Below are 16,253 nucleotides of genomic sequence, written 5' to 3'. Positions count from 1 at the left end.
GATCAGCTCGATCGCCGGCCGACCATGCCCAGCCAGTCATCGAGCCGCCGGTCGGCCTCGCCGCACCTGAAACCGACGTAGCCGTCGGGGCGCACCGCCACGGCGGCTCGTCCGTGATGGCTCGTGAGTCGGTGGACGTGGACCAGGCTCCCTGCCGACCCCACGGCGGTTGCGGCTCGCTCCCACCGGGCGTCCCGTTCGAGGAGGACGTGGATGCCGGGGGTCGCCGTCAGCTCATGGAGGCGCATCGAACGCGCCCCGACCTGCACCGTCTGGTCGGGGAGCCGGTCGCCGGCCCGAGGCCAGCGTGCCGCCCGCGGCCGGGCATCCGTCGAGAGGCTGCTGTGGCGATAGTTCACGTACGGCTGCGACAGGAGCCGCACGGCGGCGGCGGTGAGGCGGCGCCGGCGGAGCAGCGTCGGAAGCAGGGGCGCGCTCAACGGAAGGAACGCGCTTCGGATGAGCCGTGCGACCGGGTTGGGCGACGCCTCGGCGAAGAAGATGAGGCGCGTCAGCGCCAGGACCTGGCGGGCGGCACGACGGCGCTCCCGGTCGTAGGACGTCAGCAGCTCCTCGCCCGGGCTTCCGGCGGATGCGAGTCCGAGCTTCCATCCCAGGTTGACCGCGTCGAGGATCCCGTTGTTCATCCCCTGGCCGCCGGCCGGCGAGTGCGCGTGCGCGGCATCGCCCGCGAGGAACAGCGGTCCGCGACGGAAGGGATTCGCCACGCGTCGTTGGAGCGGCACCCGTGCGGACCAGCGCACGTCGGAGATGGTCGCACCGAGTCGCGACTCCTCGATCAGGCGATGCAGTTCCTCCTGCGGCACGCGCTCACCCAACTGCCCGAACGGCGCGTCGGGACCCACGTCGCCCGCCAGACGCGTCGCGAGCATGCGCCACGTCGCGCCCTCGCCGAGCGCGAACAGGAACGCGAGCCCCGAGCCGCCGACCGCGACGTGGAGGGCGCCGGGTTCGAGGGGCCCGTCGACCTCCACGTCGGCGAGGACCGCCTCCACTCGGTACGGCGCACCGTTCCAATCCGCACCCATCGCGCGGCGCACGGTGCTCGACTGCCCGTCGCATCCGGCGATGAACCGGCACGCGTGCTTCACCACCTCGCCCGACTCGGTCTGGAGGACGGCGGAGACGGTGTCGTTCGAGGCCGACCCCGAGCGGAGCTCGATGAACTCGACACCCCACTCCACGTGCACTCCACGTTCGCCCAGGGCGGCCCACAGCACCTCCTCGACCTCCGCCTGCCGGATGAGGGACAGGTGCGGGAACGCGGTGTCGGCGAGGTCGACCCGGCCCAGCCCGGCCCTCACCGTGCGCCGCCCGAGGTGGACGTGCGCCCGCGGGTCCGTGTCCGCCCGGTCGAGGAGCGCGTCGGTGACCCCGAGCGGACGCAGGCACTCGAGGGCCCGCGCGTGGAGCATCATGGCGCGCGTGGGTCGGAAACGCTCGGCCCGCCGATCGACGATGCGGACGCTCGCGCCGTGGGCGTGGGCCTCGAGCGCGGCCGTCAGGCCGGTCGGGCCCGCTCCGACGACCAGGACGTCGGTCTCGGCGGTCATGTCGCCCCGACGAGGCGCCACCACGACCGATCCGTCCGCTCGATGTCGGGCACGTTCATCAGAGCCGGATTCTCGAGCACCTCGTCGCGGCGCAGTCCCGGGAGGACGTGGAAGCGGATCGAGCCTCGGACCGAGCCCAACTCGAGTACCCGCCAGAGCGCCGAGGCGTAGTGCCGCGCGCGATCTGCGCCGTCCCATTCGTAGAGTCCTCGATAGACGCCAGCGTCGTCGTGCGTGCACCAGAGCTTGGACACATACCCGGGGAATCCGATGAAGAGCGGAGTGTTCAGGATGCTCTCGAGTTCGAACAGGCGGTGCATCCGACGCCCGCGGAGCAGGCGGAGCTTGAAGGCGACGACCAGCACGCAGGGCTCCGTGGGCGCGGGACGATCGACCGTGGTCTCGCGGTAGACACGGGCGGTGCTCCCGTTCGCGAATCGCAGTACACGGCCCACTTCGCCGCGAGGCAGATGCACCCGCCGGCGAGCCAGCAGCGCCAGGCTCGCACCGACGCAGCGTGCGATTGCACGCCACGCGAGTGCTCTCGGCGCCGGTCCAGAGCCACTCGACATCGTCTCGCCCCCCGGTGCGTGATCGGTCGTCGCACAACCCTCTCATCGTCGCTCGTGCGCGTGGGGTCGCAAGGGTCTTTCGACCCCGCGCGTCGTCGATCTGCTCGGCGAACCGACTCGCGCGAGCTCAGCCGACGGCCGTGCGAACGAGTTCGGTGAACCGCTGCTCGACGGCAGGGGTCCACTCGCGGACCGCGAAGGCGACCGGCCAGACATCGCCGTCATCGAGGTTCGCCCTGTCCTCGAACCCGATGGTCGCGTAGCGAGTCTTGAACTTGTGAGCCGGCTGCATGAACACCACGATCTTGCCGTCGCCGTTCGCGAAGCCGGGCATCCCGTAGTAGGTCTTGGGGACGAGATCGGGCGCGACGTCGGAGACCACGCGGTAGAAGCCCTCGGCGAGTGCCTTGTCGTCGGGCTCGAGTTGCGCAATGGCATCGAGCACCGACTTCTCGCCGGCCGCCCGGTTCTTGCCGGCCTTCTCCTGTTCGCGAAGTTCCTTGGCGCGCTGCTTCACCGCATCGCGCTCCTCCTTGGTCAGCCCTGCGGACGCACCGGTCTTCTCGGCCATCGTCGTTACCCCTTCCGATTCCTCGTCGTGGACGCCGCGCCGGGTGGGGCGTCGGTGCCAGCGTATTCGGGCGCCCGTCGCGCCCGCTTCTTCATTCCTGATCGATCGGGCGGCATGGGTTCAGAGGTTCTGGCCGATGTCCCACAGGCGGTCGGGGCGACCGTCGATGGCCTCCGAGACGGCCAGCGCCTGGTCGTCGGAGAGGGAGGCGACGTAGTCGATGACGCCTCGTCCGACCCCGAGGGTGAGGACGTCGGATGCCTCGGGCACCGGGACACCCTCGGGCGGCGCCGCCCGCAGCCGCGCGTAGCCCTCTGTGGCGATGTCCACGAGCTCCCGGAGACGCTGCGGGACTCGGTTCCGGTCGTAGTCGTCGGTGATCCAGGCGGCGAGGCCCTTGACCGCCCGGGTGAGCACGCGGCTGAGCCCGCGCTGGTACATGACGATGTCGGCCCGGTCGAGGATGAAATGCCGGTGCACGAACTTCAGGATCTCCACCTCGTGCCACGCGCCACGGTCGAGGGTCACGAGCCCGGAACGCATGATCCCGCCCGGCGCCGGCACGACCGAGGTCTGCAGGTGGCCGATCCACCGGTTCGTGAACGAGGACAGCGCCCGCTCCGAGGCGATGGACCCGTCGAACGGCGTGGCGAGCAGGCCGTCGACGAGGTCGTCCGCCACGACGCCGACCGCCTCCGCGAACGTATCGTCGTCGGCGATCCAGGGATCGTCGCGCTGGAACTTGCGGCGGAGCCGCTCGAGCGCCGCACCGGGAGGCGCGGCGCGCGACTCCAGCTCGGCCTCCGACAGCCCCTGGAGATCGCCCCAGCCACCGATCCAGCCGCGGAACTCGCGTGCGACCGCGCCGTGGCTCAGGAGGCCCGCGCGATAGAAGTCGTCGACATCATGGATCGAATAGGCGATGTCGTCGGCGATGTCCATGATGGAGCACTCGAGCGACTGCACCATCGGCGGCAGTCCGCGTCGTGCGGCGACGAGGTCGTCGGCGTCGAGGTCGTAGGCCGAGAACTTCACGACCTCGACTCCGCCCGCGACCCGCCGGAGACCGCGGGGGAGTCCGTCGTTCACGCCCTCGGGCTCGACGAAGCGAGTCCACGGGTACTTCGCGACGGCGGTGCGAACGGCCGCCGTGAGGTTGAGGCCACGAGGCGCCGCCTCGCAGACGTCGAGCGCGGTGATGATGCGATACGTCTGGGCGTTGCCCTCGAAGCCGTCGGCGATGCCGAGGCTCTCACGCGCCAGCCGGTCGAGCACGCGCTCGCCGAGGTGCCCGAACGGCGGGTGCCCGAGGTCGTGCGCGCTGGCGGCGGCCTGCACGACGACGGCGTCGCAGCCGTGCTCCCGCACGAGGTCGCGCGCCGGCGACGAGTCATCCGCCAGTCCCACCGCGATGGCGCGTGCCACGGCCGTCACCTTGATCGAGTGGGTGAGCCGGTTGTGGATGAGGGGGCCGGCGCCGGGCTGCGCGATCACCTGGGTGACGGCCGACAGCCGCGAGAAGTAGGGGGAGAAGCGGATGCGCTCGAGGTCGAGTCGGAACTGCGAATGCTCGCCCGTGACCTCCACGCTGCTGCGCGGCTCGGCGACCAGTCGGGTGGCGCGTTCGCGGGTCATCCGGTGCCTCCTTCGGAGGGCGGGTCGACGGATGCCGCGCCCGCTCGCTCTTCAATCTACGGCGGCGAGCGACCTCGCGGTCCGAACTACGCGGCCGGCTTGGGGCAGTACAGCTGGGTGCGCTCGCCCGAGCGGTCGACCTGGTGCTGGTCCATCGGCGCGCCGCAGATCGGGCAACGGGGATCAGCGGGCGGAACGTACGGCGCCTCGGGGCGGCCGATGCCGATCTGCGCCGGCCCGGTGAACATGTACACGACGCGATTGAGCCGATTGAAGAAGCCGCGCTTGCCGACGAACGGGTTCATGCTGTCGAATCCCGATTCCGTGTGTCCCATAACCGTTAGTATACTAACGAATATGGAACGCGCGATCACGGCCGAACTCGCCGGCTCCGATGTGCTGTCGCTCGAACGTCAACTCTGCTTCGCACTGGCAGTGACCTCGCGATCGGTGATCGCGGCCTACCGGCCGATCCTCGAACCGCTGGGGCTGACGCATCCGCAGTATCTCGTGATGCTGACGTTGTGGGAGCGGCAGCCTCGATCGCTGCGGGAGATCGCGCTCACGCTGCGTCTCGAACCGGCGACGCTGTCGCCACTCGTGAAGCGACTCGAAGCCGGGGGACTGGTGGCTCGCGAACGATCGACCGAGGACGAGCGGCAGCTGGCGCTCAAGCTCACTCCGCAGGGGGAGGCGTTGCGCCGACGCGCCGAACAGGTGCCGGGCCAGGTGGTCGAGGCGCTCGGCATCGACGTCGACGAACTCATCGACCTGCACGCACGTCTGACCTCGATCCTCGAACGCATCGCACCGCGCCCCGGGGGAGTGGCTGAGGGATAACCCCCCACGCGCCGCTCCACGGCTGATGCGGTCGACCGGTGCGGGTGGGAGACTGCAGCCGAGGTTGTCGGATCCGGGCCGGCCCGTTCGTAGCAGGGGTGAACGGCGCCGTGACGCGCCGCCGACGAACGCAGGAGATGATCGACGCATGCAGTACCTGGTTTCCGTGATCGACGCCACCGCGGGTCTTGCCACCCCGTCCGAGATGGCCGCCATCGACGCCTTCAACGACCGACTCAGAGCCGAGGGCCACTGGGTCTTCGCCGGCGGCCTCGGCGTGCCCACGACCGCCACGGTCATCGACAACCGGCATGGGGCGGCGCTGTTCACCGACGGGCCGTTCGTCGAGACGAAGGAATACCTCGCCGGCTTCTGGATCATCGAGGCCGCCGACCTCGACGAGGCGCTCGCGCTCGCGGCCGACGGATCGGAGGCCTGCAACCGGAAGGTCGAGGTCCGACCGTTCCTGGTGGAATGAGCGGCGGCGACGCGCGCGACGCGATCAGCCGCGCGTACCCGGGGGAGTGGCCGAGGGTGGTCGCCTCGCTGACGCGCCGCTTCGGTGATCTCGACGTCGCCGAAGAGGCGGCGGCCGAGGCGTTCGCGATCGCGGTCGAACGATGGCCCGCCGACGGCGTGCCGCCGAACCCGGGCGCGTGGTTGACGACGACCGCCAATCGCAAGGCGATCGACCGCATCCGACGCGAGCACAAGCGCATCGAGAAGCATCGGGAGGCTGGGATGCTGTCCGACCACGACGTGCCAGAGCCGCTCGGCGCCGTCGACGACGACCGGCTGCGGCTCATCTTCACGTGCTGTCATCCGGCGCTCTCGATGGAGGCGCGGGTGGCCCTGACGCTGCGGATGGTCGGCGGCCTGACCGTGCCGGAGATCGCTCGTGCCTTCCTGGTTCAGGAGGGCACCATCGGGCAGCGGATCACCCGGGCCAAGTCCAAGATCGCGGCGGCTCGCATCCCGTATCGAGTACCGGTGGCCGACGATCTGCCCGAACGGGTCTCCGGCGTGCTGTCGGTGCTCTTCCTCGTCTTCAACGAGGGCTACCTGGCGACCGGGCCCGACACGGATCCCGTACGCCGCGAGCTGACGGGCGAGGCGATCCGGCTCACGCGGCTGATCCGCGAGCTCATGCCGGACGACGGGGAGGTGGCCGGGCTGCTGGCATTGATGCTCCTCACCGAGGCCCGGCGCCCCGCACGCGTCTCGGCCGGTGGCGAGCTCGTCAGCCTCGACGAACAGGATCGCGGCGCCTGGGATGCCGCGCTCATCGCCGAGGGGCACCGGCTGGTCCGCGAGCGCCTGGTCACCGGTGAGGCCCCCGGCCGCTACCAGATCCTCGCGGCGATCAACGCCGTGCACACGTCCGCCCGCGACATCCGCGACACCGACTGGTCGCAGATCCTCGCCCTCTACGACCAGCTCGTCACGCTCGACCCGTCGCCGATCGTCGCCCTCAACCGAGCCGTCGCGGTCGCCGAGATCGATGGTCCGGATGTCGCGCTGGCCGCCGTCGACCGCCTAGTGGGGGAGTTGGCGGGATACCACGCGTACCACGCGACCCGAGCCGACCTGTTGCGTCGACTGGGTCGGAGCCAGGAGGCAGGTGCGGCGTACGACCGCGCCATCGACCTGGCAGGCAACACCGCGGAGACCGCGTACCTGGTGCGCCGTCGCGACCAGCTGGGGTAGTGCGGCCGCTCCGCTGCCCGGGACGGCGGAGGAGTGCGATCTTGAACATCTACCCATATGGGTATATGTTGAGTCCATGGCACGCGCAGCGACGACGTCGGACGTCTTCAACGCCATCGCCGAGCCCCGACGCCGCGACATCCTGATGCTGCTGCGGGCGGGGGAGCGGCCGGTGAGTGAGTTGGCACAGGAATTGGGGATGCCGCAGCCGGGGGCATCCAAACACCTGCGGGTGCTCCGAGAGGTCGGCCTCGTGCGGGACCGCAAGGCAGGCAAGCAGCGACTGTACGGGCTGGATGCCCATGGGCTGCGTGCGGTCCACGAGTGGACCGGCGGGTTCGAGCGGTTCTGGAACGAGAGCTTCGGCCGTCTGGACGCCTACGTGCAGGAGTTGAAGCAGGAAAGGCAGGAGGAGTAGCTGATGGAAACGACGGAACGAGGAGCATCGTCGCAGTCGGTGGCCGACCGCGAGATCGTCATCTCCCGGGTCATCGACGCCCCGCGGGAGCTGGTGTTCGAGGCGTTCACCGAGGTGCGGCACCTGTCGCGGTGGTGGGGACCCGAGGGGTTCACCACGACCACGCAGTCGTTCGAGTTCGGCGTCGGCGGGGAGTGGGACTTCGTGATGCACGGGCCCGACGGGACGGACTACGACGAGTGGATCACGTGGACCGAGATCGTGCGGCCCGAGCGCATCGCGCTGCGACACGGTGAGTCGCGCGGCGACCCGAACGCGTTCGAATCGGTCCTGACGTTCGAGCCCCACGGTGGCTCGACGCGAATCGAGATGCGCACGGTGTTCCCCACCGCGGAGCTGCGCGCCGAGGCGGTCGAGAAGTACCACGCGATCGAGGGCGGTCGGCAGACCCTGGGCAACCTGGCTGCCTACGTCGCCGAGCTCGTTCGGGCGGGAGTGGAGGGCTGATGGCCGGAAAGGTGTTCGTCAGCGTGTCGATGTCGCTCGACGGGTACATCGCGCCCGAGTCGAGCGATGAGCTGATGGGTCAGCGCTGGATGGAGCTGCAGCGATGGATCTTCCCGACGCGGTTCTTCCGGGAGAACCTAAAGCTCGGAAACGGCGGTGAGGAGGGACGCGACAACGACGTTGCGCGCGAGACGTTCGAGCGCACCGGCGCGAGCGTGATGGGCAAGCGCATGTTCGACGCCGGTGAGCGGATGTGGCCCGAGGAGGCGCCGTTCCACACGCCCGTGTTCGTCGTGACGCACGAGCAGCGCGGCCCGTGGGAGCGGCCGGGTGGCACCACGTTCCATTTCGTCGACGAGGGCATCGAGTCGGCGCTCGACCGGGCCCGCGAGGCTGCCGGCGACCGCGACGTCCGCATCGCCGGCGGCGGGGCGACGATCGTCGAGTACGTCAACGCCGGACTGGTCGACGAGTTCTCGATCGCGCTGTCGCCCGTGCTGTTCGGATCCGGAATCCGCCTGTTCGAGGGAAGCGACGCGAGCCGGGTGGCACTGGAGCAGGTCCGGGCCGGACACTCTGCGCGGGTGACGCACCTGACCTACGACGTCAGGCAGCGGTAGACGGCCGCCAGGCTCGAGTTCGCAGGCGGTCTCAACCGATGGACGTTCACTCGGCGTACGCACCCAGCGCGTCCCGGATGAGCTCCGACCGCGTCTTGTGCTCGCGTTCCGCGCGAGCGCGCCTCGCGCGCATACAGGGGAGCAGCGATTCCGGGGGTCCGGGTTCGGATGCGCTCGGAGGCGGACCGCGGATGCCTGACAGCGACGAGTTGATGCCATCTGCACGACTTCTGGCGATCAGCGGTGCAGATGGCATCAACTTCAGTCTTGGCAAGCATCACGGAGCTTCGGTTCGAGCGAGAACAGTCAGGTCTCTCCTCACGAAGATGCGCGCCGATAATGCACATTATGTCGGTTTGCGTTCCCGATCGCAGAATCGGACGCCCCCCTGCCTTTTGACAGCGAACACGTCATTCCTGCCAGCCAACATGTCGAAACCCGGCTTTCGGCGCCTTGTAGCTATCCGTGCTGTCATCACACGCGCAACACCGCAGACCATGCGAAGCGTGCGCGCCCCGCGATGTCAGCGTTGAGCGCGACGCCGTGCGAATGTCGCGACGAACCTGTGAGTACGCTGGGAAGGCAACGGCCGACTCCCCGACCGGCGGAATCCGGCGTTGGGTATCGAGGGCGCCGGATCGAGGAGTTCAGCGTCGCGAGCCCGGTCGCGAGTGCGCGGGACTTCCGAGGTCGGTACGGTCGAGAAGACGACACCAGGGAGACACCATGGACCTGTTCGATATCGACGACACCCAGCGCATGAGTCGCGAGGGGGCCGCCGCCAAGCTCCACGCGCTCGCCGACGCCTTGGCGAAGCACAACTCGGTCGAGTTCCAGCGCGCGGGACGGCTCATCACGGTGCGCGTCCCCGACGAGGTCAACCTCAAGGTAGAGGTGGAGCTCGGCGACGAGGGCGAGAACGAACTCGAGGTCGAGCTCACCTGGTGACCACAGGGCTCGGGACCGCCTCAGCTCCGTCAGCGCCGCACCGGGAAGCGCAGGTGAAGCACCCGGTTACCTTGAACCACCACGTCGGGATCCTCCAACAGATGCTGCGAATCGACTGACCCGAAGTAGCGCTTGCCCGACCCGAAGACTACGGGTGCGACATCCATGCGCACCTCGTCGACCAGACCCGCGGCAAGCACCTGGCCACCGACGTCGCCGGCGGCGACCTCGACAGTGCGGTCACCCGCGAGTTCCTGCGCCTTGGCCACGGCCGCTTCGATGCCGTCGACGAAGGAGAACGGCGCGTCGGGGGCCCAGCCCTCGGGCTCCGGCCGGTGCGTCACGACGACGACGTGGTCGACCCCGCTCGGAGGCGTCCCGTCCCACCCGTCCGTGATGTCGAAGACGTGGCGACCGGCGATCGTCACCCCGATCTCGTCCCAGTACGGCCGGATGTGGTCGTAGGACGCTTGCGACACGTTCAGAACGCCGCTGTCGTCCAACGGCACGTCACCGCTGACCAACCACTCGAACAGTGGACCGGGATCGTCGTCCTCAGCCGCAATGAAGCCATCCACCGACACCGACGCATTCATGACCACTTTCCCCATGGGTTCCTCCTCTGTTTGGAGTCCCAAGTCTCGTGTGTCGTGAGTGGTCGCTCTTGTAAGAAATCAATCGGCCGGCAGGGGCCAGCCATCCAGCGCGTGGTCGGGGTGTTCCCGTAGGAAGCGTTGCCGGGCTTCGATGTACCGCGTCGGCGTGAGGCCGGTGAACTCCCGGAACTCGTGGGTGAAGTGGGCTTGGTCGAAGTAGCCTGCGCGAGCGGCAACGTCGCCCCAGTCGATAGGTGCGGCTACGTTGATCGCCAACACGGTGGCGGTGAATCGATAGCTGCGCGCCAGCCGCTTCGGCGTGACGCCGATGACCTCCTTGAACCGCTTCGCCAAGTACGTGCCACTGGCCCGGGCTGCCGGGCCGAGGTTGCTGATCGGCACCGCTCCGCCGGCTTCCGCGATGGCGCTGCTCATGTGGCGGACGATGTCCAGGCCGTCGATCGTGCGCAACCGTCGCACCAGTTCCTCCTCGAGCAACATCAGCATTTCGTGCGGTGCATCCGCCAAGGTCAGTCGGTGTCGCAAGTCAGCGATAGCGGACCGGCCCCAGATCTGCTCCACCGTCGCCGGTCGGTCGCACAGCTCGGCCGCGGGCATCGGAAGAAGCGGTGCCAGCCCCCACGGCTTGAAGTGGACGCCGACGGACCGGGTCGGGGTTGGGTAGCCGAACTCCCAAGCACGGGTGGGCGTAGTGACCGCGCAGCCGTCGATGTATTCCACGGCCTCTACGTCGCTGCCTGCACGGATGAGAAACGGCGCCCCGAGGTTGACGATGAGCAAAGGCGCGGGTGCCGCCGGCAGCATCAACCGGGAGTACGGTGGGGTGCCCTCCAAGTAGTAGAGGTCGTCGATCAGCCCGTCCAGCGGCGGTCGCGGCACTCGGGCCACGTACTCCATGCACTCAGTATCGCCGATGCCCGCGGCAGCCGTACCCGTGAATCCGTCATCAGCATGGAGCGGGACGGAGGCTCAGAGCATGCGGTAGAGCTGCGAGACGATGGCGCCGATATCGCTGTTCGCGGCGATCACGTCGTCGATGCCGCTCCCCTGCGTCGGGAGTCGGTGTACAGACCGGAACGGTGCGGAAGCATCACCGGTCGGGCCGCACGAGCGGTTCACGAGCCGAGGATCACGAGCTGCTCCGTCGCCCGGGTCATCGCGACGTACCGGTCGACGGCGCCTTCGATCCCGTCGCCGAAGGTCTCAGGGGCGACGAGCACGACGAGGTCGAACTCCAGGCCCTTGGACTGCTCCGGCCGCAGCGACCGGACCCGCGAGGACGACGGATGCGTCGGATCACCGATCACGCACGCGATCCCCTCGGGGTGGGTGCCGAGCCACGTCTCCACGATCGAGTCCAGTTCCGACCTCGACGCGTGCGCGACGGGACGTCCATTGCTGCGAATGGACGTCGGCACGTTGGCATCCGGGAGCGCTGCCCGGATCACCGGCTCGGCCTCCGCCATGACCTCCTCGGGAGTGCGGTAGTTGATGCTCAGCGAGGCGAGGCTCACTCCCCCGAGTCCGATCCGCCGCAGCCGCTCCTCCCAGGACTCCGCGAACCCGTGCCGCGCCTGTGCACGGTCGCCCACGATGGTGAAGCTTCGAGACGGGCATCGCAGCAGCAGCATCTGCCACTCCGCATCCGTGAGCTCCTGCGCCTCGTCGACGATGATGTGCGCGAACGGACCGGCGAGCAGGTCGGGGTCGGTGTTCGGGAGGCCGGCCTCGTCGTCGAGGGTGTTCTGGAAGTCCTGCCCGCGAAGCATCGTCATCACGAGCATCTCGGAATCGTCGGCGGCGATCAGGTCGTCCACCACGTCTGCCATGCGCTGCCGTTCGGCGGCGAGGGCCGCCTCTCGCCGGCGTCGACGGCGTGCGGCATCCGGATCGCCGATCCGCTGCCGCGCGGCGTCCAGGAAGGGAAGGTCCGAGACGGTCCAGCTGCGCGCATCCATGCGCTGCAGCATGCCAACCTGCTCGTCCTCCAGCCACGGGGCGCATCGCTGAAGGTATGCCGGCACCGACCACAGGTCTCCGACGACGCCGGCGGGGTCGAGCAGCGGCCATGCCCGTGCAAAGGCGGCAGTCAGCGATTCGTTCTGCACCAGCGACCGCCGGATGAGGTGCGGCGGCACGTCCTCGTCCTCGAACCGGTCGATGAGGATGTCGAGCAGCGCTGCCCACACCTCGTCACGAGCGTCGTTGTGCGCGCTGCCGGGCTCCGCCGAGCCGAAGGCCTCGGCCCAATCCGCGGGCCCGAGCCAGAGGTCGGCCCACGGCGTCTCGACCGTCAGTCCGTGAGTGGGCGGCTCCTCGTAGAACCTGACGGCCGCCTCGATCGCGCCGACGAGCTTGCCCGACGACTTCAGGACCGCGACATCCGGGTCCTCCTCGGGGCTCGTCGTCGCGCCTTCGGCGACGAGATCGCTGAGGGTGCAGATCTGCACGCTCTCCTCACCGAGACTCGGCAGCACGTCGTCGACGTACGCCAGGTACGCCGGGGTCGGGCCGACGAACAGCACTCCCCCGTGGTTCGGCGCGAGGCGCGGGTCGGCGTAGAGCAGATAGGCCGCACGGTGCAACGCGACGACGGTCTTGCCGGTACCGGGGCCGCCGTCGACCACGAGCGCACCCCGGGAGCCGGCACGGATGATCGCATCCTGGTCGGCCTGGATCGTGCTGAGCACGTCCCGCATGCGGGGCGACCGGCTGGTGCCCAGGCTCGCGATGAACGCCGACTGGTCGTCGAGCGCCGCGTGCCGCTCGAAGCCTTCGGCAGTGAACACCTCGTCCCAGTAGTCGCTGATCCGGCCGCCCGTCCATCGGTACCTGCGTCGGCTCACGAGTCCCATCGGTCGTGCATGGGTCGCGGCGAAGAACGGCTCGGCCGCGGGCGCCCGCCAGTCCACCAGGAGGCGGCGGCCCGTGGCATCCGTGAGCCCACGACGACCGATGTAGACCGTCTCGCCGTCGTTGCGGACGATGCGACCGAGGCACAGGTCGAGGCCGAACCGGCGCAGCAGGCGCAGTTGCGACGCCAGCCGATGGATCTCGAGGTCGCGATCCATCGCCGCCTGTCCGCCGCCGCCAGCGGCCCGGCGCTCGGCGTCGAGACGTCGCGTGAGCTCCGCGATCGACTCGTCGATGCGCTCGGCGATGGCGTCGAAATGCCCCTCGTCGTTGGCGATCAACGCCGGTGCGGCCTTCGCGGCGAGTCGTTCCGGCAGGTTGAACGCGCGCAGATTCGCAGTCACGATCCACGATTCTCTGCCACGACCCCCGTCTTGCGGCAAGTCCCCCACCCACCGTTAAACTGGAAATGCAGGAAGACGCGGAACTTCGGATGCCCCGTCGCACGTCGGCGTTCGTCCGCATCGTGCACCGTCCGCCGGATCTCTCTATAAGTCTGGACTTAATTAAGTCACGGCTGATACTCTCCCCTTGTGCACGCGTTCGACATCCTCGGAGACCCGGTGCGCCGGCGGATCCTCGAATTGCTCCTCGAGGACGAGCAGTCGTCGGGCCAGATCGTGGCTGTCATCGCCTCGGAATTCGGCATCAGCCAGCCCGCGGTCTCGCAGCACCTGCGGGTGCTCCGCGAGAACGGCTTCGCGCGCGTCCGCGCCGTGGGCACCCGCCGGCTGTACGCCGTGGAGGCCGCTCCCCTGCAGGACGTGGATCGCTGGCTCGAGCCATTCCGCGCCTTCTGGAATCAGCGACTCGATGCGCTCGGCACTGAACTCGCCAGGGGGCGCCACGACGAGCGCAAACCTCACTCCTCGAAAGAAGACTGACCATGTTCGACCTGCTCGAAGAACTCGCGGCCATCCATCGCTCGGTGGCGCGCGACCCTGCGGCAGAGACCGTCTCGGTCACCGTCGCCAGGACGTACGACGCCGACCGTGACGACGTCTGGGACGCATTGACCAACCCCGAGCGTCTCCCCCGCTGGTTCTACCCGATCGTGGGCGACCTCCGAGCGGGAGGGACCTTCCAACTCGAGGGCAACGCCGGCGGAGACATCCGTCGCTGCGACCGGCCCACGTCGCTGCAGGTGACCTTCGGTGGACCCGACAGTGTGCTCGACGTGCGGCTGACCGACGCCCAGCGTGGCACGACGCTGGAGCTCGTGCACACCGTGCCTCTCGCCATGGCCGGAAGCGGAGCCGGCGCGCTCTTCGTCGGCCCCGGCTGGGACGGTGCGCTGCTCGGGCTCGGCCTCCACCTGCGCGGCGAGGCCGTCGGCGACCCCCTCGAGGCCGCGAACTCGCCAGAGGTGATCGAGTTCAACCGCGGCTCGATCGAGCGCTGGACGACGGCCATCGAGTCGTCGTCGACGGCGACGGCCGAGGAGGTTGCCGGCGCACGCGAGGCCGCCGTCGCGCAGTACACCGTGCTTCCGTCCTGACGGTGGATGCCTCGGCACGGTCCTGCCCCCCGGCGGCGCCGACCCCGGCGTCGGACGTCACCCGCGGGCGAGCACGTCGAGGTAGTGCTGGTTGTACATGACGCCCAGCACGTTGCCGAAGGGGTCGACGACCGACGCCGTCGTGAATCCGGGCCCATGCTCGGTGGGTGGCTGGTAGCTGGTGGCGCCGAGCTCGAGCAGCCGCTCGTAGGTGCCCTGCAGGTCGTCGACGTGCCAATGGATGACCTCGCCACCCGGCTGCGCGGGCGTGTTCGGCCGGTACTTCGCATCGATGATGCCGAGTTCGTGCTGGTAGTCCCCGACCCGGAACTCCAGGTACCCGGGTCGCTCGAAGTACGGGTCGATGCCGAGCACCTCCGAATACCAGGCGGATGCCGCGGCGAGGTCGGTGGCGTAGTAGCTGACGGTGGCGAATCCCCTGAGCATGTCGTGCTCCTCCGGTGTGGTGTCGGTCTGTTGCACCAATCTTCGAACGCAGAAGTGCTCATCTCATGACTACTTTTTCGGGCAGAATCGGAACATGCGCGCAGACCGCCTCGTCGCCACCCTCCTCACACTGCAGGCACGGGGACGGGTGACCGCTGCCCAACTCGCCGAGGAACTCGAGATCTCGGTCGCCACGGCGCGCCGCGATCTCGAGGCGCTCTCCGCCGCAGGCATCCCGGTCTACCCGCAGCCCGGCCGTGGCGGCGGCTGGCAGTTGCTCGGCGGCGCGCGCACTGACCTGAGCGGCCTCACCGCCCCCGAGGCACGCGCCCTCTTCCTGCTGGTCGGGCCCGCGGCATCCGTCGATCCCGATGCGAAGGCGGCGCTGCGCAAGCTCGTGCGCGCCCTGCCCGAGACCTTCCGAGCGGATGCCGCGTCCGCTGCCGAGGCGATCGTCCTCGATCCCGGCGATTGGGGTCACCCGCCCACTGAGCGCCCGGCGCTCCTCAGCGTGCTCGAGTCGGCCGTGGTCGCGCGCCGCCGTGTACGTGTCCGGTACGCCGCGTGGAACCGTGACCCGGTCGACCGGCTCGTCGACCCGTGGGGTCTCGCGCGCAAGCAGGATCGCTGGTACCTGCTCGCCGGCGTCGACGGCGCCGAGCGAACCTATCGCGTCGACCGGATCCTCGATGCCGAGGCGACGGACGTGCCGGCCGAACGTCCCGACGGACTCGACCTCGCCGACGTCTGGGAACGCGTCACGACGGCCGTCGACGAGCACCGCGCGGCGGCGACCGCCACCATCCTCGTCGACACCGGAATCGTGCCGCTGCTCCAAACGCAGTTCGGCCAGCGGGCCGTCGCCGAGGCATCCGTCGATCCCGTCCGCTCCCGCGTGCGCGTGAGCGCCCCGACCGAACAGTTGCTCGCCCGCGGTCTCGCCGGGTGGGGCGAGTACGTCGAGATCCTCGAGCCGACCTCCCTGCGCGGCGAACTGCGGCGCCTCGGCGAGGCGCTCGTGCGACGGAACTCCTGACGGTCAGCCCGAGCTGCGCTGCTCGAATCGCTCCTGTCGACGCCCCGAGGCGGGCATGCCGAGCTCGTTCAGCGGACCCGTCGTGGGTTCGTGCTCGGGCAGTCGTTCCTCCGTGGGGCAGATGAGCACGGTGTTCGGCGTCGAGTGATCGACGACGTGCTCGAACATGGGATGCCCGCAGATCGGGCATGCTCGCTCATCGAGCGGCGTGGTGTCCTCGTCGTCGCGGTCCACGACGATCGGCGGCGGGCCGAACGCGGGCAGCAGGGCCCGGTCGACGCGATCGAAGAATCGTGTGAACGTGTTGCCCTCAGGCGGGCTCGCCTCTTCGCGTGCCATGGCCCGATGGT

20 protein-coding genes are annotated in these 16,253 nt (G+C 69.3%); 10 read left to right on the top strand and 10 right to left on the bottom strand.

Features of this window, described 5'->3' with window-relative positions; translation table 11 throughout:
- Positions 1 to 2: 2 nt before the first annotated feature.
- The 5 genes from ACVFI9_RS10165 to ACVFI9_RS10145 all read right to left on the bottom strand — a co-directional run bounded on the left by ACVFI9_RS10165 (position 3) and on the right by ACVFI9_RS10145 (position 4,687).
- Positions 3 to 1,574: an FAD-dependent monooxygenase gene (locus ACVFI9_RS10165; RefSeq protein ID WP_474762114.1), complete on the bottom strand. Its 1,572-nt coding sequence runs from the start codon at positions 1,572 to 1,574 to the stop codon at positions 3 to 5.
- A complete protein-coding gene (locus ACVFI9_RS10160) occupies positions 1,571 to 1,939 on the bottom strand; it encodes a hypothetical protein (protein ID WP_474762113.1) in 369 nt (122 codons plus the stop codon). Before ACVFI9_RS10160 ends, ACVFI9_RS10165 begins: the two co-directional genes overlap by 4 nt.
- Before the next feature lie 334 nt (positions 1,940 to 2,273).
- Complete coding sequence (locus tag ACVFI9_RS10155) at positions 2,274 to 2,717, bottom strand: iron chaperone (protein WP_474762112.1); 444 nt, start codon at positions 2,715 to 2,717, stop codon at positions 2,274 to 2,276.
- 120 nt (positions 2,718 to 2,837) lie between these two features.
- A complete protein-coding gene (locus tag ACVFI9_RS10150; RefSeq protein ID WP_474762111.1) occupies positions 2,838 to 4,352 on the bottom strand; it encodes a deoxyguanosinetriphosphate triphosphohydrolase family protein in 1,515 nt (504 codons plus the stop codon).
- Positions 4,353 to 4,438: 86 nt separating this feature from the next.
- Positions 4,439 to 4,687 carry a hypothetical protein gene (locus ACVFI9_RS10145; RefSeq protein WP_474762110.1) on the bottom strand — a complete coding sequence of 83 codons (249 nt, stop codon included), beginning with the start codon at positions 4,685 to 4,687 and terminating at the stop codon, positions 4,439 to 4,441.
- Positions 4,688 to 4,709: 22 nt separating this feature from the next.
- Here ACVFI9_RS10145 and ACVFI9_RS10140 point away from each other — a divergent pair, with 22 nt between their 5' ends.
- The 7 genes from ACVFI9_RS10140 (at position 4,710) to ACVFI9_RS10110 (ending at position 9,392) form a co-directional block, all read left to right on the top strand.
- Positions 4,710 to 5,192, top strand: a complete 483-nt coding sequence (locus ACVFI9_RS10140; RefSeq protein WP_474762109.1) for a MarR family winged helix-turn-helix transcriptional regulator — start codon at positions 4,710 to 4,712, stop codon at positions 5,190 to 5,192.
- A gap of 148 nt (positions 5,193 to 5,340) precedes the next feature.
- Positions 5,341 to 5,670 carry a YciI family protein gene (locus ACVFI9_RS10135; protein ID WP_474762108.1) on the top strand — a complete coding sequence of 110 codons (330 nt, stop codon included), beginning with the start codon at positions 5,341 to 5,343 and terminating at the stop codon, positions 5,668 to 5,670.
- Positions 5,667 to 6,899: an RNA polymerase sigma factor gene (locus ACVFI9_RS10130; RefSeq protein ID WP_474762107.1), complete on the top strand. Its 1,233-nt coding sequence runs from the start codon at positions 5,667 to 5,669 to the stop codon at positions 6,897 to 6,899. Before ACVFI9_RS10135 ends, ACVFI9_RS10130 begins: the two co-directional genes overlap by 4 nt.
- A 76-nt stretch (positions 6,900 to 6,975) precedes the next feature.
- Positions 6,976 to 7,317, top strand: coding sequence for an ArsR/SmtB family transcription factor (locus tag ACVFI9_RS10125; RefSeq protein ID WP_474762106.1), 342 nt, complete (start codon positions 6,976 to 6,978; stop codon positions 7,315 to 7,317).
- 3 nt (positions 7,318 to 7,320) lie between these two features.
- Positions 7,321 to 7,824, top strand: a complete 504-nt coding sequence (locus ACVFI9_RS10120; protein WP_474762105.1) for an SRPBCC family protein — start codon at positions 7,321 to 7,323, stop codon at positions 7,822 to 7,824.
- On the top strand, positions 7,824 to 8,444 hold the full coding sequence (locus tag ACVFI9_RS10115; RefSeq protein ID WP_474762104.1) for a dihydrofolate reductase family protein: 621 nt from the start codon (positions 7,824 to 7,826) through the stop codon (positions 8,442 to 8,444). The genes ACVFI9_RS10120 and ACVFI9_RS10115 overlap by 1 nt, the downstream gene beginning before the upstream one ends.
- A gap of 726 nt (positions 8,445 to 9,170) precedes the next feature.
- Positions 9,171 to 9,392 (top strand): amphi-Trp domain-containing protein, encoded by a 222-nt coding sequence (locus ACVFI9_RS10110; RefSeq protein ID WP_474762103.1) that lies wholly within the window; start codon positions 9,171 to 9,173, stop codon positions 9,390 to 9,392.
- A 29-nt stretch (positions 9,393 to 9,421) separates the two neighbouring features.
- Here ACVFI9_RS10110 and ACVFI9_RS10105 read toward each other — a convergent pair whose 3' ends face one another.
- The 3 genes from ACVFI9_RS10105 to helR all read right to left on the bottom strand — a co-directional run bounded on the left by ACVFI9_RS10105 (position 9,422) and on the right by helR (position 13,269).
- The gene (locus ACVFI9_RS10105) at positions 9,422 to 10,003 is read right to left on the bottom strand and encodes a dihydrofolate reductase family protein (protein ID WP_474762102.1); all 582 of its coding nucleotides are present in this window, start codon (positions 10,001 to 10,003) and stop codon (positions 9,422 to 9,424) included.
- 63 nt (positions 10,004 to 10,066) lie between these two features.
- On the bottom strand, positions 10,067 to 10,906 hold the full coding sequence (locus ACVFI9_RS10100; protein WP_474762101.1) for an AraC family transcriptional regulator: 840 nt from the start codon (positions 10,904 to 10,906) through the stop codon (positions 10,067 to 10,069).
- A gap of 218 nt (positions 10,907 to 11,124) precedes the next feature.
- Complete coding sequence (gene helR / locus ACVFI9_RS10095; protein WP_474766229.1) at positions 11,125 to 13,269, bottom strand: RNA polymerase recycling motor ATPase HelR; 2,145 nt, start codon at positions 13,267 to 13,269, stop codon at positions 11,125 to 11,127.
- 186 nt (positions 13,270 to 13,455) lie between these two features.
- Here helR and ACVFI9_RS10090 point away from each other — a divergent pair, with 186 nt between their 5' ends.
- Both ACVFI9_RS10090 and ACVFI9_RS10085 read left to right on the top strand, forming a co-directional pair.
- Positions 13,456 to 13,806: an ArsR/SmtB family transcription factor gene (locus tag ACVFI9_RS10090; RefSeq protein WP_474762100.1), complete on the top strand. Its 351-nt coding sequence runs from the start codon at positions 13,456 to 13,458 to the stop codon at positions 13,804 to 13,806.
- 2 nt (positions 13,807 to 13,808) lie between these two features.
- Complete coding sequence (locus ACVFI9_RS10085) at positions 13,809 to 14,420, top strand: SRPBCC domain-containing protein (RefSeq protein WP_474762099.1); 612 nt, start codon at positions 13,809 to 13,811, stop codon at positions 14,418 to 14,420.
- Positions 14,421 to 14,477: 57 nt separating this feature from the next.
- Here the strand turns inward: ACVFI9_RS10085 and ACVFI9_RS10080 are convergent, their stop codons facing one another.
- Positions 14,478 to 14,867 (bottom strand): VOC family protein, encoded by a 390-nt coding sequence (locus tag ACVFI9_RS10080; protein WP_474762098.1) that lies wholly within the window; start codon positions 14,865 to 14,867, stop codon positions 14,478 to 14,480.
- A gap of 94 nt (positions 14,868 to 14,961) precedes the next feature.
- On the opposite strand from ACVFI9_RS10080, the gene ACVFI9_RS10075 reads away from it, so the two are divergent.
- Positions 14,962 to 15,903: a helix-turn-helix transcriptional regulator gene (locus ACVFI9_RS10075; protein ID WP_474762097.1), complete on the top strand. Its 942-nt coding sequence runs from the start codon at positions 14,962 to 14,964 to the stop codon at positions 15,901 to 15,903.
- 3 nt (positions 15,904 to 15,906) lie between these two features.
- Here the strand turns inward: ACVFI9_RS10075 and ACVFI9_RS10070 are convergent, their stop codons facing one another.
- Positions 15,907 to 16,242, bottom strand: a complete 336-nt coding sequence (locus tag ACVFI9_RS10070) for a hypothetical protein (protein ID WP_474762096.1) — start codon at positions 16,240 to 16,242, stop codon at positions 15,907 to 15,909.
- Positions 16,243 to 16,253 lie beyond the last annotated feature (11 nt).

Source organism: Agromyces sp. NSFZ (assembly GCF_056156205.1).
Note: the sequence above shows the minus strand (reverse complement) of the source record. Positions and strands in the feature narration are given on the sequence as shown.